This is a genomic window from Agrobacterium sp. NPDC090283, from assembly GCF_044769685.1.
In the GTDB taxonomy this organism is placed as follows: domain Bacteria; phylum Pseudomonadota; class Alphaproteobacteria; order Rhizobiales; family Rhizobiaceae; genus Agrobacterium.
Map to the genome: position 1 here is coordinate 17,104 of NZ_JBIVYG010000008.1, position 20,770 is coordinate 37,873.

Below are 20,770 nucleotides of genomic sequence, written 5' to 3' on the forward strand. Positions count from 1 at the left end.
GTCCTAGAGCAGAATGGTCGAAAAACCGGGAATTGCGGCAATCAGCAGCAGGCCGATGACCATGGCCGCGAGATAAGGCCAGATGGCGCCCATGGCTTCATCGGGCGAGACATTGCCGATCTTGCAGGCGATATAAAAGCCGATGCCGATGGGCGGCGCCATCAGGCCGATATTCATGGCGACCACCACGACCATCGAATAATGGATGTCGTTGATGCCCAGCGTGCGGGCAATCGGGAACATGATCGGCGCGAGCAGAACGATTGCCGGCAAACCTTCCAGTACGCAGCCGAGGATCATGAAAATCAGGATTGACACGACCATATAGGTCATCCAGCCGCCCGGCAGATCGGTAATCATGGCAGTCAGCTGGAAGGCGAAACCGCTCTGCGTCAGCCCCCAGGCCATGGCCGAGGCGCAGCCGAGGATCAGCAGAATGGCGCCGGAAAGGGCTGCCGTCTCCACCAGCATGGAATAGAGCTTTTTAAGGCTGATGCCGCCATAAAGCACCGCACCGATAATCATCGCATAGAGCACGGCGATGGTGGAAACCTCGGTTGCCGTCGCCACGCCGCCGCCGACAAGGCTGCGGATGAGGAAGGGCAGAACCAGCGCCGGGGCGGCAATCAGCGCTGCCTTGCCCACCAGCGGCCACGGGGTGCGTTTTGCGCCTTCCATGTTTTCATGCCGCGCCTTCCAGCGGGCCAGAACGGCCAGCACCAGAAGCAGCACCATGGCAATCATGAAACCGGAGGTGAAGAGGCCGGCAATCGATACGCCCGCCGCTGAACCCAGAACGATCAGCACGATGGAGGGCGGAACCGTATCGGCCATGGCCGCACCGGTGGCCAGAAGCGCGATCATTTCCTTGGGCTTGTGGCCACGGCGCTTCATTTCCGGAAACAGCGCCGGCGCAACGGTTGCCATATCCGAAACCTTGGAGCCGGAAATGCCCGAGACCAGAAACAGCGAACCGAGCAGCACATAGGACATGCCGGCGCGGATATGGCCGAACATCGAGGACAGAAGCTCGACAATCGCCTTGCCCATGCCGGTGGCATCGAGCACGCAGCCCAGCAGCACGAACACTGGCACCGACAACAGAATGATGCCCGACATGCCCTCATCCATGCGCCCGATCATCACGATGGTCGGGACCCAGGTGGTGAAGGTCAGGTAGGCGAGGGTTCCAAGGCCGAAACAGAAGGCGATCGGCACGCCCAGCACCAGAAACACCGCCACGAACAGGCCGAGGAAGATCGCCAGATTAAGATTGCCGAGGGATTCCAGCATCGGGGATGCCAGATAGAGCAGGCCGGAGGCGACCGCGACGGTCAAAAAGGCCGCGATGATATCGCGCAGCTTTTCCCTGCGGAAGAGATTGTTGAGAACCAGGAGCAGCATAAGACAGGCGCCGACCGGCAGCGCCGCAGCGCGGAAGGACATCGGAATATTCAAGGCCGCCGATGTGACCACCCATTCTTCGATGGCGTATTCCATGGCGGGCTTGATAATCGCTGCGAGAAATGTCGCCACCAGCACCAGGGCCAGCGAATTGATGTAGCCCAGAATACGTTGCGGAAACATGTTGAGAAACAGCGTCAGGCGCAGGTGTTCGCTGCGATCGATGGCAATTGCCGCACCCAGCATGGCAAACCACAGGAAGCATAACGACGCCGTTTCATCGATCCAGACGATCGGCAGATGCAGGGCATAACGGGATGTCACGCCCAGCAGAAGCAGGCCGATCATCGCTGCCAGCAGCACGGCCGCCACGGCCTCGATGGGGCGCATGAACCACGAGCCGGTCACCGGCCCGGTGTGCAACAACTCGCCATCGAGCACAAATACGTCGTCATTCGCGTTTGCGGTCATGGTCATCGGGGCCTCCTCTCCCACAGAACAACCTTCGCAATGAAGATGGCCAGCAAAACAGCATGTCCATGCCACGGCCGCGACATCAGGATTCCGTTGTTGCCAGACTGGCCAGACCCCTCCAAAAGTCCTGATGTATCGGTATATTGCCTCCACAATATGGACCGTTACAAAACCATGTATTCGGGATACACAGGAAAATTGGTGAAATCAACAGTAAATAGGCGGATTTGTGTAGTTTATTTGCGTATCTATAAGGTCCATATAGTGGATCATACTTAATTCTGATCTATATTCACGGGTAATGGTGATGCGACGGAATGCCATGCAAATGCCTGCCAATGCTGATCGTGTCGGGTCTTCTGGCTGGCAGGATGCGAAACAGGGTTGGGGGCCACAAAATCAATCCCGCTCCCTGCCTGCTTGACCAATTCCATCTTCGGGATTGCCATAGGTCCCAAAACGGTGATGATGCGCCATCATTCCAGTTCGGATAAAAAGCTGCCGTGACCGCTGACCCCTTACATATCCTCAAGACCGTCTACGGTTACGATGCGTTTCGCGGGCGGCAGGCCGAGATCATCCGGCATGTGGTGGCGGGCAACAATGCTTTCGTGCTGATGCCGACGGGCGGTGGAAAGTCGCTATGTTATCAGATCCCAGCGCTTGCCCGTAAAGGCATGGGGCTGATCGTCTCACCGCTTATCGCGCTGATGGTCGATCAGGTCGCCGCCCTGCGTCAGGCCGGTGTGCGGGCCGAAGCTCTCAATTCCGATCTTTCTTCGGAAGAGCGGCGTGCGCTCTGGCGCGATATGCGGGCCGGCAAGGTCGATATTCTCTATGCTGCGCCGGAAACCCTTCTCAAGCCGGATGTTCTGGATGCGCTCCAGCCTATTCCACTGTCACTGATCGCAATCGATGAAGCCCATTGCCTGTCTCAATGGGGGCATGATTTCCGCCCACCTTATCGCCAGCTCGACACGCTGATCGAGCGTTTTCCCGATACGCCGCGCATGGCGCTGACGGCGACGGCCGATGAGCCCACCCGCACCGAAATTCTCGGTCATCTGGAAATTGACGAAGACGACGCCTTCATCGCCGGGTTCGACCGACCCAATATCCGCTATGCGATCATGGAAAAGGATAATCCGCGCGCGCAGCTGAAGCGTTTTCTGAAAGACCGCGATGGTGAAAGCGGCATTGTCTATTGCCTCTCCAAACGCAAGGTGGACGAAACGGCCGCGTGGCTGCGGGAAGAAGGCCGCGATGCGCTGCCCTATCACGCCGGCATGGACAAGGCCGCCCGCGAAGAGAACCAGACCCGTTTCCAGCACGGCGAGGCGGTCATTATTGTCGCGACCGTCGCTTTTGGCATGGGCATAGACAAGCCGGATGTGCGCTTCGTGGTTCATATCGATCTTCCCGGCAGCATCGAGGCTTATTATCAGGAAACGGGCCGCGCCGGCCGCGATGGCCTGCCGTCAGACGTGCTCATGCTTTACGGCTACGAAGATATTGCCCTGCGTAACCGTTTCATCGAAGAGTCTGATGCCGCCGACCAGCGCAAATATATGGAGCGCCAGAAGCTCGATGCGTTGCTCGGTCTCGCGGAAACCGCGAGCTGCCGCAGGCAGGTTCTGCTGTCCTATTTCGGCGACCGGTGTGAACCCTGCGGCAATTGCGATACCTGCGCCGAGCCGCCCGACCTGTTTGACGGGGCCATCGCCGCGCAGAAGCTTCTGTCCTGCATCTACCGCACGGGTGAACGTTTTGGCCAGGCCTATGTCATCCGCGTATTGCTGGGTGTCGAGGATGAGCGGATTTCCCGCTTCGGACATGATCGCATCACCACCTATGGAATAGGCAAGGAGCATGACAATCGCACCTGGCGCGCCATTCTGCGTCAACTGGTTGCGTTGCGCATGATTGAAGTGGATTTGTCCGGGCATGGAGGCCTGTCCATTTCCGATGAGGGACGGCGGTTTCTGCGGGAAAAACCGGCGTTGATGCTGAGGATACCATCTGCTCCGCGCTCTGCACGGCAACAGACGCCTCGCAACACGGCATCGACGGCTCTACCGGAATCCGATCGTAGCCTTTTTGAAGCATTGCGTGCGAAGCGCATGGAAATTGCCCGCGCGCAGAACGTTCCGCCCTATGTGATTTTCCACGACAGGACACTGATTGAACTTGCCACGGCAAAACCGGTTTCGGCGAAGGAAATGGCCGAGATTGCCGGCGTCGGAGACACCAAGCTCGAGCGCTATGGGCCTGCCTTTCTGGCGGCGATCATGCAGCATACCGCCGGTGAGTGACCGGCAGGCAGCCAAATGAAGAGCCGGGTAATGAAAAACCAGCGTAGTCCGGCGGAGGCTCAGCCGGTCGTGTCCTTGAACAGAACATTCTGGTCGATGAGGTAGCGCGAAAACAGCGGCAGGCTCGCCCCGCCGATTGCGCGTGCCTGGCTGCCAACCGCGCCTTCGACGATTTCCGGCAGCGTGACGCCCTGCAGATCGTGGTGTTTAAGGGCAAGGCGGGTGGCGGCGACGATCCTCGTTCTGACCCAGTCGGGAAAACCGCCATCGATGATGACACTCGAAAAATCGATGATTGAGGCGGCGGCAATAACGGCCTGCGCCAGCGCTGCGGCGGTTTTTCTGATCCAGCTTTCCAGCGGCTCGCCGAAATCGATCCACTCGTCTGGAGAAAACCACAGGGGGCGCGGATCGATGCCCCTTTCGCGCAGCATGTTTTCCAGAACGAAGATCGACGCGATTTTCAGAAGCTGGACGGTATTGCCGTCCTGCCCCTGCACCGGCAGGGGGCCGATTGCACCGGCCGTTCCCGTCTTTCCGGAAAAGAGCGCGGAATTTAGAACGACGCCGCCGCCGATGAAGGAACCGATGAAGATATAGAGAAAATCCGGATAATGCTGACCTGCGCCGAAAACCAGTTCGGCACCGCAGGCGCTGGTCGCATCGTTCTGGAGAAAAACCGGATAGCTGACGCTTTCGGCAATTTCCGACCGGATGTCGACGCCCCGCCACCGCTCCATTTCAATCTGCGGGGCACCCACTTCCTGCGCCCAGTTCCACAATTCAAAGGGGGCGGCGATGCCGACGCCGGCAATTTTCTCTCGCTCGGCCGGGGAGAGCTTCGATTCGAGCTCCGTTATGCCGTCGATCACGAACGGCAATATCCATTCCGGCAGCGGATAAGGGTAAGTTCTGCGCAGCTTGAGCCTGATCCGGCCGACAAAATCCATCAGCACGAGATCGACGCTGCGCCGACCGATCTTTACGCCGAAAGAAAAGACAGCATCGGGATTGAGGCGCATCGGCGTCGATGGCTGCCCGACTTTGCCGCGCAGTCTTTCGCCGCGAATGAGAAGCCCGTCCTTTTCAAGCGAGCGCATGATAACAGAGACAGTCTGCGCCGAAAGGCCGCAAAGTCTTGATATCTCGGCTTTTGACAGTCCGCCGTGACGGCGAACGAGGGACAGCACGAGCCGCTCATTATAAGCGCGCACCCCGATCTGGTTGGCGCCGCCGCTTATATCCAATGTGGTGGGCGGCGCTGGTGGCGCCGTCTCGACAGATTGTCTCATAATGTCATCCTCCCGCCCGCCCTATCCGCCGTGACCGATACAGCAGGCTTTATGGCAATCTTGCTATCGCAACGTTAAACGACGCGGCGATATTCCTCCCTGCCGCATATTAGAATGCCATACGGAATTAATAATTCAATCGGATTTATTTATTGACAGCCGTTTCCTTTGGTGGTTCCATCTGGTCAACGGTCGTCGATCTCGGAGGAGACGGGATCGTCGGGTAACCGTCACGGTGCTCAAATATCCATTGGGAGGATCTCATGAAGACCACTGTTTCCGCTCTTCTGGGCGCGCTTGCGCTTGGCGTTTCTTTCGCTTCCGTCGCGTCCGCGGCCGATACCTCGGTTTGCCTCATTACCAAGACCGACACCAATCCCTTCTTCGTCAAGATGAAGGAAGGCGCGACCGCCAAGGCGAAAGAACTCGGCGTGACGCTGAAATCCTATGCCGGCAAGATCGACGGCGATTCCGAAAGCCAGGTAGCCGCTATCGAAACCTGCATCGCCGATGGCGCCAAGGGTATCCTGATCACCGCATCGGACACCAAGGGCATCGTTCCGGCCGTGCAGAAGGCGCGTGATGCCGGTCTTCTGGTAATCGCTCTCGACACGCCTCTGGAGCCCGTCGACGCCGCTGATTCCACTTTTGCCACCGACAATCTTCTGGCCGGTGAACTGATCGGCAAATGGGCTGCCGGCAGCCTCGGCGACAAGGCCAAGGATGCTAAAATCGCCTTCCTCAACCTCACCCCCTCCCAGCCGACGGTGGATGTGCTGCGTAACCAGGGCTTCATGAAGGGCTTTGGCATCGACGTGAAGGACATCAACAAGATCGGCGACGAGAACGATCCGCGCATTGTTGGTCACGATGTTACCAATGGTAACGAAGAAGGCGGTCGTGCGGCGATGGAAAATCTGCTGCAGAAGGATCCGACCATCAACGTCGTCCACACCATCAACGAACCTGCAGCTGCCGGCGCTTATGAAGCGCTGAAGGCGGTCGGTCGCGAAAAGGATGTTCTGATCGTGTCCGTCGACGGCGGTTGCCCAGGCGTCAAGAACGTGGCGGAAGGCGTGATCGGTGCGACCTCGCAGCAATATCCGTTGCTGATGGCAGCACTCGGCGTCGAAGCCGTCAAGAAGTTTGCCGACACGGGTGAAAAGCCGAAGCCGACCGAAGGCAAGAACTTTGTCGACACCGGCGTGACGCTGGTGACCGACAAGCCGGTCAAGGGCCTCGACTCGATCGACACGAAGGAAGGTCTCAACAAGTGCTGGGGCTGATGCCTCACCGTTGAAACCCGCGGGGGCATTCGTGCCCCCGCCCTTGGACCAGAATGATTTCAGGCACGATCCGGGGGATCGGACAAAGGAACAAACGAGCGCGTCACGCGTCCTGCGGGGATGGCATGGGCGGCTTCACAACACTTTGAAATCTACGCATCATTCTCCTTGGAGATAGACCCGGTATCAGGGCTGATGCGATGGAGCGATCGGGAGGAAAATCCATGAGCGATCAGCCGGTGCGGGCTCAGCCGCATAATGAATTTGAAAAGGTGCTTTCGGGAAGTTCGACACAGGTCGCCGCTTTCGATACGCATGACAAGAGTGCGCTGGAAAAATTCCAGCACTTTCTCCATTCCAGCCCCGCGGCCGTGCCGCTTATCGTTCTGGTGCTGTCGCTGATCATTTTCGGCCTGCTCCTCGGCGGCAAATTCTTCTCGGCCTTCACGCTGACCCTCATCCTGCAGCAGGTCGCCATCGTCGGTATCGTTGGCGCGGCGCAGTCGCTGGTCATCCTGACGGCGGGTATCGATCTCTCGGTCGGTGCGATCATGGTTCTCTCTTCCGTCATCATGGGGCAGTTCACCTTCCGTTACGGCTTGCCGGCGGAACTCTCCATTCTCTGTGGCCTTGCCGTCGGTGCATTTTGCGGCTTCATCAACGGTATTCTGGTCTCGCGCATGCGCCTGCCGCCCTTCATCGTCACGCTCGGCATGTGGCAGATCGTACTGGCGACCAACTTCCTCTATTCCGCAAACGAGACGATCCGAGCCCAGGATATCGCCCAGCAGGCGCCGATCCTGCAATTCTTCGGCGCCAATATCCGTGTCGGCAGTGCGGTCTTCACCTATGGCGTGATTGCCATGGTCCTGCTCGTCGCGCTGCTCTGGTATGTGCTGAACCGCACCGCCTGGGGCCGCCATCTTTATGCTGTCGGTGACGATCCGGATGCCGCCGAACTTGCCGGCGTCAATGTCAAGCGCATGCTGACGACCGTCTACACCCTGTCCGGCCTCATCTGCGCCTTCGCCGGCTGGGCGCTCATCGGCCGCATCGGCTCGGTTTCGCCGACCGCCGGTCAATTCGCCAATATCGAATCCATCACTGCGGTGGTTATCGGCGGCCTGTCGCTGTTCGGCGGGCGCGGCTCCATCATGGGCATGATCTTCGGTGCCCTGATCGTCGGTGTCTTTTCGCTCGGCCTCAGGCTCATCGGAACCGACCCGCAATGGACCTATCTGTTGATCGGCGTCCTCATCATCATGGCTGTCGCAATCGACCAGTGGATCAGAAAGGTAGCAGGCTGATGGCAAAAGAACCCATTCTCACAGCACGCAATCTCGTCAAGCGCTACGGTCGCGTGACTGCCCTCGACCATGCCGATTTTGACCTCTATCCGGGCGAAATCCTGGCTGTCATCGGTGATAACGGCGCCGGAAAATCCTCGCTCATCAAGGCGATTTCCGGTGCTGTAACACCCGATGAAGGGGAGATCCGGCTGGAAGGCCAGCCCGTGCAGTTCCGCTCGCCGATCGAGGCGCGCAAGGCGGGTATCGAGACGGTCTACCAGAACCTCGCCCTCTCGCCGGCGCTTTCCATAGCCGACAATATGTTCCTCGGCCGTGAAATCCGCAAACCCGGCATTCAGGGCAGCCTGTTCCGGGCGCTGGACCGCCCGGCCATGGAAAAATTCGCTCGCGAGAAGCTGTCGGAACTCGGCCTGATGACGATCCAGAACATCAATCAGGCGGTGGAAACCCTCTCCGGTGGCCAGCGCCAGGGTGTGGCCGTGGCGCGTGCGGCGGCATTCGGTTCCAAGGTCGTCATCCTCGACGAGCCGACGGCAGCACTCGGCGTTAAGGAAAGCCGGCGTGTTCTGGAGCTTATTCTCGATGTACGGTCCCGTGGCCTGCCGATCGTCCTGATCTCGCATAACATGCCGCATGTCTTCGAGGTTGCGGATCGCATCCATATTCACCGGCTGGGCAAGCGCCTGTGCGTCATCAATCCGAAGGACTATTCGATGTCGGATGCCGTCGCCTTCATGACCGGTGCCAAGGAAGCGCCGAAGGAAACGCTTGCCGCATGACGCTGAAGCTTGAAACGATCGTCGAGGATGTTCTTCGGCGGGCAGAAGGTAGATCCCGTTTTATCGTTGCCATAGCCGGTCCCCCTGGGGCCGGCAAATCCACGCTGGCGGACGCCCTTTGTGATGCTTTGCTCACGCGCGGCGAGACGGCCGCCGTTCTGCCGATGGACGGCTTCCATATGGATAACGGTATTCTTGAGGAGCGGGGGCTGCTGTCGCGAAAGGGCGCGCCCGAAACTTTCGATGTGCGCGGCTTCCTCGATATAGTGTCGGCCGTTCGTAAAGGCGGCCAGGAAGTCCTTGTCCCGGTTTTCGACCGTTCCCGCGAAATCGCCATTGCGTCCGCCCGCGCTATCGTACCGGAAACACGTTTCGTCCTTGCCGAAGGCAACTACCTGCTGCTGAACGAAGCGCCGTGGACGACGCTTTCCAGGAGCTTCGACCTCACCATCCTTGTGGGTCCCTCCGTCGCGGTGCTGGAAGAGAGGCTGCGCAACAGATGGTTGGGCTATGGTCTCGATGCCGCTCAAATCCACGCCAAACTATTCGAGAACGATCTTCCCAACGGAAAAAGGGTGATCGAAAACGCCCGTCCCGCCGATATTCGCATCGATATCTGGGAATAGATTAACGCTTTTCCGTTCTTCAGCCGCAAAGCGCATTTGCCGTTAAGCCTTTGTTGACCATGTGTTGAATCTTTTTGATCCACAGGGTGGGGCTTTTGTGTGTCTATTCATTGACGCGAAAATTTCCTCATATACTATATGTGGTGTTCGAGGTTCTTCCGATTCGCAAGGATTGGGAGCTAAGACGGGAATTCGGTGCGTAACGCCATCCTGGCGGAGCAAGGCCGAAACTGCCCCCGCAACTGTAAGCGGTGAGCATCGTTCCGATTTGGGTCACTGGGGCTGAAAGCTCCGGGAAGGCCGGGATAGATGTTGTGACCCGCAAGTCAGGAGACCTGCCTTGAGCGCAAACGTCCACGGGCGGGGTGTCCGGAGGAAGGTGTATGACGCAAATGATTTGCGTTCGCCCTTTTCTGCCCCCTCCAGAACAAGCTTCGGGGTGAAGTCATGCCAGTGCATTCTTTTGAGTTGCTACGCTCGTCGGCGTAGAGAGTGATTTTCCGCGGCTTGAAGATCGCCAGGAAAAGGAAACCCGGTTTCCGCCTGGAATGCGACGAACTCTCCAAGCTGCACGTTTTGCCTGAATGACAGATCCATCGCCACCCGATTGCGAGTGCAATCGGCAATGTTGAGCCGTGTCCTAAATCGGCTTCGAAAGGGAAATTATGACCGTCACCGTTTACAGCAAACCCGCCTGCGTCCAATGCACCGCCACGTACCGCGCCCTCGACCGCATCGGCGTTCCCTATGAGATTGTCGATATTTCCGAGGATGCTGACGCGCTCGATCACGTCCGTGGCCTTGGTTATATGCAGGTTCCCGTGGTCGTCGCCGGCGAACGCCATTGGGCGGGTTTCCGGCCTGACATGATTGGCTCGATCAGCTGAGGCGGTGGGGCGATGGGCCTGATCGTCTATTATTCCAGCCGCTCTGAAAACACCCATCGTTTCCTTCTGAAACTGGGACGGCGTTTGTTTCGCCTGCCGCTCGGCGCTGAGGATGACGTGCCTCAGGTGTCGGAGCCCTATGTGCTCGTTACCCCCACCTATGGGGGCGGCGGCACAAAAGGGGCCGTGCCGAAACCGGTTATCCGGTTCTTGAACGAGCCCTCCAACAGAAATCTCATTCGCGGCGTCATCGCGGCGGGCAACACGAATTTTGGCGCAGCTTTCGCATCCGCCGGAGATATCGTCTCGCGCAAGTGCGCAGTGCCGTTTCTCTATCGCTTCGAGCTTCTCGGCACGGAGGAAGATGTCGCCAACGTCAAACATGGATTGGAACGATTTTGGACACGCTGACCTCGAGCGCGCTGCGCAAGGACGCCAAACAGCCGGTAGCAGCAAGCCAGAAACCGCTCGATGCGGCTCTGGACTACCACGCACTGAACGCGATGCTGAACCTTTATGACGAGAACGGGAAGATCCAGCTCGACAAGGATCGCCTCGCCGCCCGGCAATATTTCCTCCAGCACGTCAACCAGAATACGGTGTTTTTCCATAACCTAAGGGAAAAACTCGATTATCTGGTGACGGAGGGATATTATGAGCAGGAGGTGCTGGATCAGTACTCCTTCAATTTCGTCCGCGACCTCTATGACGAGGCTTATGCCCGGAAATTCCGCTTCCCGACCTTTCTGGGCGCCTTCAAATATTACACCTCCTACACGCTGAAGACCTTCGACGGAAAACGTTATCTCGAGCGTTATGAGGATCGCGTCTGCATGGTGGCGCTGGCTCTCGCGCGTGGTGATGAGCAGCTTGCCCGCAATCTGGTCGATGAAATCATTTCCGGCCGCTTCCAGCCGGCAACACCGACATTTCTCAATGCCGGCAAGAAGAGCCGCGGCGAGCTGGTCTCGTGTTTTCTGCTGCGCGTGGAAGACAATATGGAAAGCATCGGCCGCTCCATCAATTCGGCGCTGCAGCTTTCCAAGCGCGGCGGCGGCGTGGCGCTCTCCTTGACCAATATTCGCGAGGCTGGCGCGCCGATCAAGCAGATCGAAAACCAGTCTTCCGGCGTCATTCCTGTCATGAAACTGCTGGAAGATTCGTTTTCCTACGCCAACCAACTGGGTGCACGCCAGGGTGCCGGCGCGGTCTATCTACATGCTCACCACCCTGACATCATGCGCTTCCTCGATACCAAGCGTGAAAATGCCGACGAAAAGATCCGTATCAAGACCCTGTCGCTCGGCGTGGTGATCCCGGACATCACCTTCGAACTCGCCCGCAATAACGAGGATATGTACCTGTTCTCGCCCTATGATGTGGAGCGGGTCTATGGTGTGCCGTTTACCGAGATTTCGGTCAGCGAAAAATACCACGAAATGGTCGCCGACAGCCGCATCCGCAAGAAGAAGATCAAGGCGCGCGAATTCTTCCAGATCATCGCCGAAATCCAGTTCGAGAGCGGTTATCCCTACATCATGTTCGAGGATACGGTGAACCGCGCCAATCCGGTCGCCGGCCGCATCAGCATGAGCAATCTGTGCTCGGAAATCCTGCAGGTCAGCGAGGCGAGCGAATTCAACGCAGATTTGTCCTATAGCCATATGGGCAAGGATATTTCCTGCAATCTCGGTTCGCTCAACATCGCCTCGGCGATGGATTCGGCCGATTTCGGCAAGACCATCGAGACCTCCATCCGGGCGCTGACCGCGGTGTCGGACATGAGCCATATTTCCTCCGTTCCCTCGGTGGAAAAGGGCAATGATGCCAGCCACGCCATCGGGCTTGGCCAGATGAACCTGCACGGTTATCTGGCACGCGAGCGCATCTTCTACGGTTCCGAAGAAGGTATCGATTTCACCAATATCTATTTCTATACCGTGACCTATCACGCCATCCGCGCCAGCAACCGGCTCGCGGTGGAACGGGGCCAGAGCTTCAAGGGCTTTGAGAATTCCAAATATGCTTCCGGCGAATATTTCGACAAATATACCGACCGGGAATGGTTGCCTGCGACGGAAAAGGTCCGCGACCTGTTCGAAAAAGCCGGTATTGTCATTCCAACACAGGAAGACTGGACGGCGTTGAAGCAGGAGGTCATGGCATCGGGTCTCTATAACCAGAACCTTCAGGCCGTGCCGCCGACGGGTTCGATCTCCTATATCAACCACTCCACCTCTTCCATTCATCCGATCGTTTCGAAGATCGAAATTCGTAAAGAGGGCAAGATCGGCCGCGTTTATTACCCGGCTTCCTATCTCTCGAACGACAATCTCGAATATTATCAGGATGCCTACGAGATCGGGCCGGAAAAGATCATCGACACCTATGCGGCGGCCACCCAGCATGTCGATCAAGGCCTGTCGCTGACGCTGTTCTTCCGCGATACGGCGACGACGCGCGATATCAACCGGGCGCAGATTTATGCCTGGAAGAAGGGTATCAAGACCATCTACTACATCCGTTTGCGCCAGATGGCGCTGGAAGGCACGCAGGTTCAGGGCTGCGTTTCCTGCACGCTCTGATTTTGAGGGACAAGAGAATGAACATCGCCGTAAAACCCGTGTCCCGCATTCGCGCGGTCAACTGGAACCGCATCGAGGACGACAAGGATCTCGAAGTCTGGAACCGCCTGACCTCGAATTTCTGGCTGCCCGAAAAGGTGCCGCTCTCCAACGACATTCCCTCCTGGGGAACCCTGAAGCCGGAAGAGCAGAAACTGACGATCCGTGTCTTCACCGGGCTGACATTGCTCGACACCATCCAGAACGGCGTCGGCGCCGTGCGCCTGATGGCGGATTCGGCGACGCCGCATGAGGAGGCGGTACTTTCCAACATCTCCTTCATGGAGGCCGTGCACGCCCGTTCCTATTCATCGATCTTCTCGACGCTCTGCCTCACACCTGATGTTGACGACGCCTATCGCTGGTCGGAGGAAAACGAGTTTCTGCAGCGCAAGTCCGCGCTCATCATGCGGGAATATGACAGCGGCGATCCGCTGAAAAAGAAAATCGCCAGCGTGTTTCTGGAAAGCTTCCTGTTCTATTCCGGCTTCTACTTGCCTATGTTCTGGTCAAGCCGCGCCAAACTCACCAACACGGCGGATTTGATCCGTCTGATCATCCGCGACGAAGCGGTGCATGGCTATTATATCGGCTATAAGTTCCAGCGCGCGCTGGATCGTCTGGACGAGGCAAAGAGACAGGAGATCAAGGATTTCGCCTTCGATCTCTTGCTGGAACTTTACGACAATGAGGCGAAATATACTGAAGACCTCTATGACGGCGTCGGCCTCACGGAAGACGTCAAGCAGTTCCTGCACTACAACGCCAACAAGGCCCTGATGAATCTGGGTTACGAGGCGCTGTTTCCGGCCGAGGCCTGCCGTGTCAATCCGGCGATCCTCTCCGCCCTCTCGCCCAATGCCGACGAGAACCACGACTTTTTCTCCGGCTCCGGTTCGTCCTATGTCATCGGCAAGGCTGTTGCCACCGAGGACGAAGACTGGGATTTCTGAAGCAGGGTATTTCGGCGGGGGCCCGCAAAACTATTGCGGGTTCACCACCTGGCTCGCAAGGCGGAAGGGGCTGGAGACGGTGGCGCCGATCGCATCGAAAACGAAGGCTCCGGCACTGTTGATGTCGCCCCCGCGCCTGCTTGCCTCAAGTTGCGGCACCATGGAGGCCAGCGCCGCATAGCGGTCGTGATTGAGCGGGTCCGAGGCTTCCAGATTGGAAATGTCGACGAATTGCACGCCCTCCTTGAGGGCGGCTTCCTGCACCTGGCGGTCGGTGACATCCAGCGCACCGATACGGGTGATGTCCGCACCGAGGATGGAGGAGGCTTTGAGCGCACGGTCGTCCTTGGAAACGAGCACGGTGAGCGGCGGGTTGAGCCGGCCGACCACTTCGATCTGCTTGCGGAAGACATCGGCGTCGATGTCAGGCGCTGCCAGCACCACCTGCAGCTTGGCAATCACGTCGTTCCTGCCCTGCAAGCGCAACTGTCGTAGTGCCTCCATGACCAGCCAGCCACCCATGCTGTGGCCGAACACCACGACGCTTTTCTTCGGGGTCTGCCGGGTGAGGTCGATCAACATCGATGCCAGCGCATCGCGTGAAAAAGTCGCGGACTCCTTGTCGGCCACATAACCGGCGACAGTGGCCTGCGACGGCCAGGAAAAGACCAGCGGCACGCCGTTCATATTGGCATCTGCCGCCATCTGCGCCGCGCGGAACAGGGCTTCCTGATAGCTGTAATTATAGCCATGTACAAAAAGTGCGATCTGCTTGCCGGAGCGGGCTATGTCGCCAAGATCGGCATTGAAGCGTGTTTTCGTCAGCATATCGGCCCTGGTGACGACGAAATCCCTGTTCGGATCGGGCTTGCTGCTGGCCCATTCGATTTTGCCGCTTTTATGGGTCGGCGGGATGGAAATATCGAAACTGGCGTAGTTCGGCTCCATCGCCCGCTCCGTGGTGAAGCCCTTTTTCGCGTCCTTGTTTTTCTCCCGTGTGCTCGCCACGAAGGCAGTCACGATTTTCGTGTCGCGGGCCCTGGTGTTGACGGCTTCCAGCACATCCGCCCCCGGTCGGCCTGCGCAGGAAGAGAGAAGACCGAGAGTGAGGAAGAGCGAGAGGATCAGGCGCATGAATGGGCTACCAGTGATGAGGACCGGCTCATAAATAACCGGCCACTAAAAAAGTTGCTACTGGAGAATGAATTGCACTGTAGCGGCGGTCTTCGTTGCGGACGGGCATTCCCCACCTTGCTATCCGGCCATGTTCGTTTTAGGCCGTAAAGATGACGAACAAGGTGTCGCTTTTACGGCTGAAACTCACGGACTTCCGCAATTATGCTGCGGCAGCGCTCACGCTTGATGACCGCCATGTGGTGCTGACAGGCGACAATGGTTCCGGCAAGACAAATCTCCTGGAGGCCGTCTCCTTTCTCTCCCCCGGAAGGGGCCTGCGCCGCGCCACCCTGTCTGACGTGACGCGGGTAGGCGCCGAAGCCGCCGGTTTCTCGATCTTCGCCGATGTCGAGGGCATGGATGGCGAAGTCGCCATCGGCACAGGGATCGAAGGCGATGGCGAGGTGGTGTCGCGTCGGCTAAGACTGAACGGGACGCCGGTGAAATCTGTCGATGAGTTGACCGATCATCTGCGGGTTCTGTGGCTGACGCCCGCCATGGACGGCCTCTTTACCGGTTCGTCCTCGGATCGCCGGCGTTTCCTCGATCGGCTGGTGCTGTCGCTCGATCCCACCCATGGCCGGCGGGCAAGCGATTTCGAAAAGGCCATGCGTGGCCGCAACCGCCTGCTGTCGGAAGGCCGTTTCGATCCGGTCTGGCTGGATGGCATCGAAAAACAGATGGCGGAACTCGGCATCTCCATGGCGATTGCCCGTTATGAGATGCTCGGTCTTTTGAGGACCCTGATCGAAGGGCAGGCAGGCGATGCGGCGTTCCCATCGGCAGCGCTGTCGTTGTCCGGTTTCATGGACGACGGACTCAATCGCCCGGCTGTCGATCTGGAAGACGAATATGGCGTGATGCTTCGGGAAGGTCGATATCGGGACGCTGCTGCCGGTCGCACGCTGGACGGGCCGCATCGCGTCGATCTCTTCGTGCGCCATGCGGAAAAGGACATGGAAGCCGAACGTTGTTCAACCGGAGAGCAGAAAGCGTTGCTGGTCGGGCTGGTGCTTGCCCATGCGCAGCTGACCGCCAATATGACCGGTTACGCGCCGGTTCTGCTGCTCGACGAGATCGCCGCCCATCTGGATGAGGGCAGGCGGGCGGCTCTGTTCGATCTCATCCATGCGCTTGGCGGCCAGAGTTTCATGACGGGAACCGATGCGGCAATGTTCTCCGCTCTTGGCGACAGGGCGCAATTTTTCAATGTATCCCACGGGAGCATCACCGCATGACGGCTAAGAGATGGAGGGCGGCATGGACCCGCTGAGCCCGGAAGAAATCGAACGTTACAAGCGCCACATCCTGTTGCCGGAAATCGGCGGCGCCGGCCAGCAGCGGCTGAAGGCGGCGCGTGTTCTGGTCATCGGCGCAGGCGGCCTTGGAGCGCCCGTGCTTCATTATCTCGCCGCAGCCGGTGTCGGCACGCTCGGCATGATCGATGACGATGTGGTTTCGCTGTCCAATCTCCAGCGACAGGTGATCCATGATACCGGCACGATTGGGGAACTGAAAACGGAAAGCGCCCGCAAAACCATTGCCCGGCTTAATCCGCATGTTCGCACGCTTGTTTATGAGGAGCGATTTTCGCAGGTCTGGGCGCATGACCACCTGCCGTCCTTCGATCTCCTGATCGATGGCTCGGATAATTTCGATACGCGTTACGCCGCAGCAGATGCCGCCGAGGCCGCAAAAAGACCGCTCGTGACAGGCGCCGTTGGCCGTTTCGATGGCTCGATTACAGTGCTGAAGCCCTATGAGACCAACGCAGAAGGTACTCTGCTGCCGGGTTACCGCGATCTGTTCCCGGAACCGCCGCCACAGGGTCTCATTCCCAATTGCGCGGAAACGGGTATCGTTGGCGCGCTGACCGGGGTCATCGGCACGCTCATGGCGATGGAGGCGATCAAGGTGATCACCGGCGCCGGCGAGCCCCTCATCGGCCGCCTGCTTCTCTATGATGCCTTGTCAGCGCGGTTTGAAACTGTGCGATACAAGCGCCGGGCAGCGGGAAAGAAAGAATGATCGAGATCGTAGGGATCGGCGAGGATTTCGACCGCTGGCAGGATTTGCTGGCGCTCATCATGGCGTCCTTCGCTTATATGGATGGTGTCATCGACCCGCCCTCTTCGGCCCATCGGCTGACACCCGAAAATCTCGCCGAAAAGGCGAGGGCGGAGATCGCTTTCATGGTGCGGGATGGTGATGAATTGCTGGGCTGCCTGTTTTGCCGGCCCGAACCGCCGGCCTCGCTTTATGTCGGCAAGCTCTGTGTTTCCCCGAAAGCACAGGGAAAGGGCATCGGCAAGCTGCTTCTGCAGCAGGCCGAAGCGCTGGCAAGAGAATTGGCGCTGCCGGCGCTCAGGCTGGAAACGCGCATCGAGCTTCTCTCCAACCACGCGAAATTCGCCGCCTGGGGTTTCGTCAAGACGGCTGAAAATGCCCATGCCGGGTATGATCATACGACCTCGATCGAAATGACCAAATTCCTCGGCTGAACCGGCTCAGTTTCGCCCCGGCAGCACCCGGTTTGGCGGACGGTGTCCGTCGAACAGCGTGCGGATGTTGATGATGACCTTGTCACCCATTTCGATGCGGCCTTCGATCGTTGCCGAGCCCATATGCGGAAGCAGCACGACCTTGCCTTCCTTGGCGAGCTTGATGAGCTTGGGGTTCACCTGCGGCTCGTTCTCATACACATCGAGACCGGCGCCGGCGATCTTGCCCTCGCGCAGGCACTGGATCATCGCCGCCTCGTCGATGATATCGCCGCGCGCCGTGTTGACAATGTAGCTGGTCGGCTGCATCAGCGCGAGCCGCCGTGCCGAGATCAGGTGATAGGTCGCTGGCGTCGAAGGGCAATTGACCGATACGATATCCACCCGCGCCAGCATCTGGTCGAGACTGTCCCAATAGGTTGCCTCAAGCTCCGCCTCCGTTGCCGGATTGACCCGCTTGCGATTGTGGTAATGAATGGAAAGCCCGAAGGCCTTGGCGCGCCGCGCAACCGCCGTGCCGATGCGGCCCATGCCGACAATGCCGATACGCTTGCCGGAAATCCGCCGTCCAAGCATCCAGGTGGGTGACCAGCCCAGCCACTCGTCGGCGCCATTGGCGAGCACCCTCGTGCCTTCGATCATGCGGCGCGGCACGGCTAGCACCAGCGCCATGGTGATATCGGCGCTGTCCTCGGTCAGTACATTCGGCGTGTTGGTGACGGTGATGCCCTTCCGTGCGGCCGCATCGACATCCACATGGTCGATACCGTTGGAGAAGCTGGCGATCAGCTTCAGCTGCGGTCCGGCTTTCTCGATCATGGCGGCGGTGATGCGGTCGGTCACGGTCGGCACCAGCACGTCCACCCGTTGCATGGCGGCGACAAGCTCTGTCTCGCTGCGCGGCGTATCGTCGATATTCAGTTCGGCATCGAAGAGCTCGCGCATTCTGGTCTCGACGACGTCAGGCAATTTGCGGGTGATATAGACTGTCGGTCTCTTCTTGTGGGTCATCGTTTGCCGCTGCCTTGTTCAGAAGTCATTAACCAGAAAGAGCGATAATTTCTTTCAATCAGGGCGTTTCTACCAGACCCACCGGCGAAGACAAATAAAACTCGCCGCGGCTTGAGGCATGTGGAAACGCGCCTCCTTAAATATCATCCGGTTTGCAGAAGGCGGGAAACGGAAATGGGCATGCGCAGTGTGGTTTCTATCGTTTGCATTGCATTGTCTCTCGGCCTCCTCGGTGCGGCGGGAGAAGCCATGGCGCAGGGTGCGGCCAAGGGCGCAAGCGGTCTGCCGCTGCCGCGTTTTGTCAGCCTGAAATCCAAGCGCGTCAACATGCGCATTGGCCCCAGCACGGACTATGCCGTGTCATGGATGTATCTGAAATCCGGAATGCCGGTGGAAATCATCCAGGAATATGAAAACTGGCGGCGCATCCGCGATGCCGACGGCACGGAAGGCTGGGTCAATCAGGCCCTGCTGTCAGGCGAACGCACCGCTGTCGCCGCTCCATGGATGCGCGGCAAGGGCAAGGAAGTCTATGTGAACATGCGTCGTGAGGCACAGTCTGGCGCTGCCGTTACCGCCCGGCTGGAGCCCGGCGTCGTCTTCCGTATCGGCGAATGCAATGGAGACTGGTGCCGTGCCGAGGCCGGTCAGGCCTCGGGTTGGGTATCCCAGGGGGAAATCTGGGGCGCTTACCCCGGCGAAGCCTTTAAATAAGACCGTGTTTTTCGCCCAGCGCCTTCAGCGATGACATGGGGCGAGGTCCGATCTGCTGAATGACGGCAGCGGCGGCAAGGCAGCCGAGCTTGCCGCAATCTTCAAGCGAACGGTCCTGCGTATAACCGAACAGGAAGCCGGCGGCGAAAAGATCGCCCGCACCCGTCGTGTCGACCACGTCATGCACGGGATAGGCTTCCACCTTCACGCGTTCCGTGCCGCGCAGGATGACGGCGCCTTCTTCGCTCATCGTTACCGCCGCGATCTTGCAATCGGCGGCAATTTTCGTCAGCGCCAGCTCGAAGTCGTCGGTTTCGTAAAGCGAAAGCGCTTCCTGCTTGTTGGCGAAAACGATGTCCACCGTGCCGGAACGCATCAGGTCTAGAAACTCGTCGCGGTAGCGGCCGACGCAGAAACTGTCGGACAGCGTCATGGAGACTTCGCGGCCGTTTTCATGGGCAATGCGGGCGCATTCGCGAATGGCGTCCTTGGCGCGCGGTGGATCCCACAGGTAACCTTCGAAATAGGTGACCTTGGTCTGCGCAACGACATCGTCTTCCACGTCTTCCGGACCAAGATCGACGCAGGCGCCAAGATAGGTGTTCATCGAACGCTCGCCATCTTCGGTCACGAAGATCATCGAACGCGCCGTCGGCGGGAATGTGCCTTCCGGTTTGGTTTCGAAATAGACGCCCTGAGCACGGATATCGTGCTGGAAGATTTCGCCGAGCTGGTCTTCGGCCACCTTGCCGAAATAGGCGGCCTTGCCGCCAAAATTCGCAACGCCTGCCGCCGTATTGCCCGCGCTGCCGCCGGAGGCCTCAAGCGCCGGTCCCATCAGCGAATAAAGCAGTTCGGCGCGTTCCGCGTCGATCAGGTTCATTGCACCCTTGGTAATGGCATTGTCGTTGAGGAAGCGATCATCGCAGCGGGAGATGATGTCGACGATGGCATTGCCGACAGTCAGTACGTCGAATTTCGTCATAGGCCCTATCCGGTTCGCACGGGGTGTGCTTTTTTCGAATGGTCTTAAACATTTCTGGCTGCAAGAAAAGCCCAAAGAGAAAATATGCGGTTCTCCACGAAAGGCGGAAGCGCGTCATTTGTCTGTAATGTGGTTAAGCTATTACTCCGATCAGAGCAAAAGGTGTGTGAATGCATACCGAAATAGAAGACATGAGGTTTTCTGGCTCAACCGTTATCTCCGCCACGGATGTACTGGCGGCATTTAACGGACATAAAAGGCGGGGGTAACCCCGCTTTTTCTTTTTTAGGGATGTTGGCCTGCGCCATCGCGCGGGCAATGAGCGGCGCTTCCGTCCATCGCTCATCAAGTTCCTTTCCCTACGGCACATGTCTCATTTGATGAAAACAAGGAATGGAAGCGTATTCGCGATTCCATTCCCGTGGAAAAGGCTCTA

The 20,770-nt window shown here is 58.5% G+C and carries 18 protein-coding genes and 1 riboswitch; of the genes, 13 read left to right on the forward strand and 5 right to left on the reverse strand.

The window, feature by feature from the left end; all coding sequences use genetic code 11:
* Nucleotides 1-3: 3 nt before the first annotated feature.
* Nucleotides 4-1,881, reverse strand: coding sequence for a TRAP transporter large permease subunit (locus ACIQUH_RS13380; protein ID WP_400815735.1), 1,878 nt, complete (start codon nt 1,879-1,881; stop codon nt 4-6).
* A 500-nt stretch (nt 1,882-2,381) separates the two neighbouring features.
* On the opposite strand from ACIQUH_RS13380, the gene recQ reads away from it, so the two are divergent.
* On the forward strand, nt 2,382-4,190 hold the full coding sequence (recQ, locus tag ACIQUH_RS13385; RefSeq protein WP_400815737.1) for a DNA helicase RecQ: 1,809 nt from the start codon (nt 2,382-2,384) through the stop codon (nt 4,188-4,190).
* Nucleotides 4,191-4,249: 59 nt separating this feature from the next.
* On the opposite strand, the gene ACIQUH_RS13390 is transcribed toward recQ, so the two are convergent.
* Nucleotides 4,250-5,482: an ROK family transcriptional regulator gene (locus ACIQUH_RS13390; RefSeq protein WP_400815739.1), complete on the reverse strand. Its 1,233-nt coding sequence runs from the start codon at nt 5,480-5,482 to the stop codon at nt 4,250-4,252.
* 263 nt (nt 5,483-5,745) lie between these two features.
* Between ACIQUH_RS13390 and ACIQUH_RS13395 the strand changes: the two genes are divergently transcribed.
* From ACIQUH_RS13395 to nrdF, 8 genes are all read left to right on the forward strand, one after another.
* Entirely contained in the window at nt 5,746-6,768 is a 1,023-nt protein-coding gene (locus ACIQUH_RS13395) for a sugar ABC transporter substrate-binding protein (RefSeq protein WP_003524279.1), read from the forward strand.
* A 224-nt stretch (nt 6,769-6,992) separates the two neighbouring features.
* Nucleotides 6,993-8,075 carry an ABC transporter permease gene (locus ACIQUH_RS13400; RefSeq protein WP_400815742.1) on the forward strand — a complete coding sequence of 361 codons (1,083 nt, stop codon included), beginning with the start codon at nt 6,993-6,995 and terminating at the stop codon, nt 8,073-8,075.
* Nucleotides 8,075-8,857, forward strand: coding sequence for an ATP-binding cassette domain-containing protein (locus ACIQUH_RS13405; protein WP_003524281.1), 783 nt, complete (start codon nt 8,075-8,077; stop codon nt 8,855-8,857). Before ACIQUH_RS13400 ends, ACIQUH_RS13405 begins: the two co-directional genes overlap by 1 nt.
* Complete coding sequence (locus ACIQUH_RS13410) at nt 8,854-9,483, forward strand: nucleoside triphosphate hydrolase (RefSeq protein ID WP_400815745.1); 630 nt, start codon at nt 8,854-8,856, stop codon at nt 9,481-9,483. The genes ACIQUH_RS13405 and ACIQUH_RS13410 overlap by 4 nt, the downstream gene beginning before the upstream one ends.
* 133 nt (nt 9,484-9,616) lie before the next feature.
* Nucleotides 9,617-9,841, forward strand: a riboswitch (cobalamin riboswitch).
* 307 nt (nt 9,842-10,148) lie between these two features.
* Nucleotides 10,149-10,370 carry a glutaredoxin-like protein NrdH gene (gene nrdH, locus ACIQUH_RS13415; protein ID WP_003524283.1) on the forward strand — a complete coding sequence of 74 codons (222 nt, stop codon included), beginning with the start codon at nt 10,149-10,151 and terminating at the stop codon, nt 10,368-10,370.
* Between the two features lie 12 nt (nt 10,371-10,382).
* Nucleotides 10,383-10,781, forward strand: coding sequence for a class Ib ribonucleoside-diphosphate reductase assembly flavoprotein NrdI (nrdI, locus tag ACIQUH_RS13420; RefSeq protein ID WP_174006205.1), 399 nt, complete (start codon nt 10,383-10,385; stop codon nt 10,779-10,781).
* Nucleotides 10,769-12,955 carry a class 1b ribonucleoside-diphosphate reductase subunit alpha gene (gene nrdE / locus ACIQUH_RS13425; protein WP_400815749.1) on the forward strand — a complete coding sequence of 729 codons (2,187 nt, stop codon included), beginning with the start codon at nt 10,769-10,771 and terminating at the stop codon, nt 12,953-12,955. The genes nrdI and nrdE overlap by 13 nt, the downstream gene beginning before the upstream one ends.
* 17 nt (nt 12,956-12,972) lie before the next feature.
* On the forward strand, nt 12,973-13,947 hold the full coding sequence (gene nrdF, locus ACIQUH_RS13430; protein WP_400815751.1) for a class 1b ribonucleoside-diphosphate reductase subunit beta: 975 nt from the start codon (nt 12,973-12,975) through the stop codon (nt 13,945-13,947).
* 30 nt (nt 13,948-13,977) lie between these two features.
* On the opposite strand, the gene ACIQUH_RS13435 is transcribed toward nrdF, so the two are convergent.
* Complete coding sequence (locus ACIQUH_RS13435) at nt 13,978-15,081, reverse strand: alpha/beta hydrolase (protein ID WP_400815753.1); 1,104 nt, start codon at nt 15,079-15,081, stop codon at nt 13,978-13,980.
* Between the two features lie 152 nt (nt 15,082-15,233).
* On the opposite strand from ACIQUH_RS13435, the gene recF reads away from it, so the two are divergent.
* The 3 genes from recF to ACIQUH_RS13450 are packed head-to-tail and all read left to right on the forward strand — an operon-like array spanning nt 15,234 to nt 17,624.
* Nucleotides 15,234-16,361, forward strand: coding sequence for a DNA replication/repair protein RecF (recF, locus tag ACIQUH_RS13440; protein ID WP_400815755.1), 1,128 nt, complete (start codon nt 15,234-15,236; stop codon nt 16,359-16,361).
* A 22-nt stretch (nt 16,362-16,383) separates the two neighbouring features.
* Complete coding sequence (locus ACIQUH_RS13445) at nt 16,384-17,151, forward strand: molybdopterin-synthase adenylyltransferase MoeB (RefSeq protein WP_400815757.1); 768 nt, start codon at nt 16,384-16,386, stop codon at nt 17,149-17,151.
* A complete protein-coding gene (locus tag ACIQUH_RS13450; protein ID WP_400815760.1) occupies nt 17,148-17,624 on the forward strand; it encodes a GNAT family N-acetyltransferase in 477 nt (158 codons plus the stop codon). The genes ACIQUH_RS13445 and ACIQUH_RS13450 overlap by 4 nt, the downstream gene beginning before the upstream one ends.
* A gap of 6 nt (nt 17,625-17,630) precedes the next feature.
* Here ACIQUH_RS13450 and ACIQUH_RS13455 read toward each other — a convergent pair whose 3' ends face one another.
* Nucleotides 17,631-18,635, reverse strand: a complete 1,005-nt coding sequence (locus tag ACIQUH_RS13455; RefSeq protein ID WP_400815762.1) for a 2-hydroxyacid dehydrogenase — start codon at nt 18,633-18,635, stop codon at nt 17,631-17,633.
* A 180-nt stretch (nt 18,636-18,815) separates the two neighbouring features.
* Here ACIQUH_RS13455 and ACIQUH_RS13460 point away from each other — a divergent pair, with 180 nt between their 5' ends.
* Complete coding sequence (locus ACIQUH_RS13460) at nt 18,816-19,349, forward strand: SH3 domain-containing protein (RefSeq protein ID WP_035214555.1); 534 nt, start codon at nt 18,816-18,818, stop codon at nt 19,347-19,349.
* On the opposite strand, the gene ACIQUH_RS13465 is transcribed toward ACIQUH_RS13460, so the two are convergent.
* On the reverse strand, nt 19,342-20,334 hold the full coding sequence (locus ACIQUH_RS13465; RefSeq protein ID WP_400815765.1) for an adenosine kinase: 993 nt from the start codon (nt 20,332-20,334) through the stop codon (nt 19,342-19,344). The two genes, ACIQUH_RS13460 and ACIQUH_RS13465, sit on opposite strands and share 8 nt — an antisense overlap.
* Nucleotides 20,335-20,770: the final 436 nt, after the last annotated feature.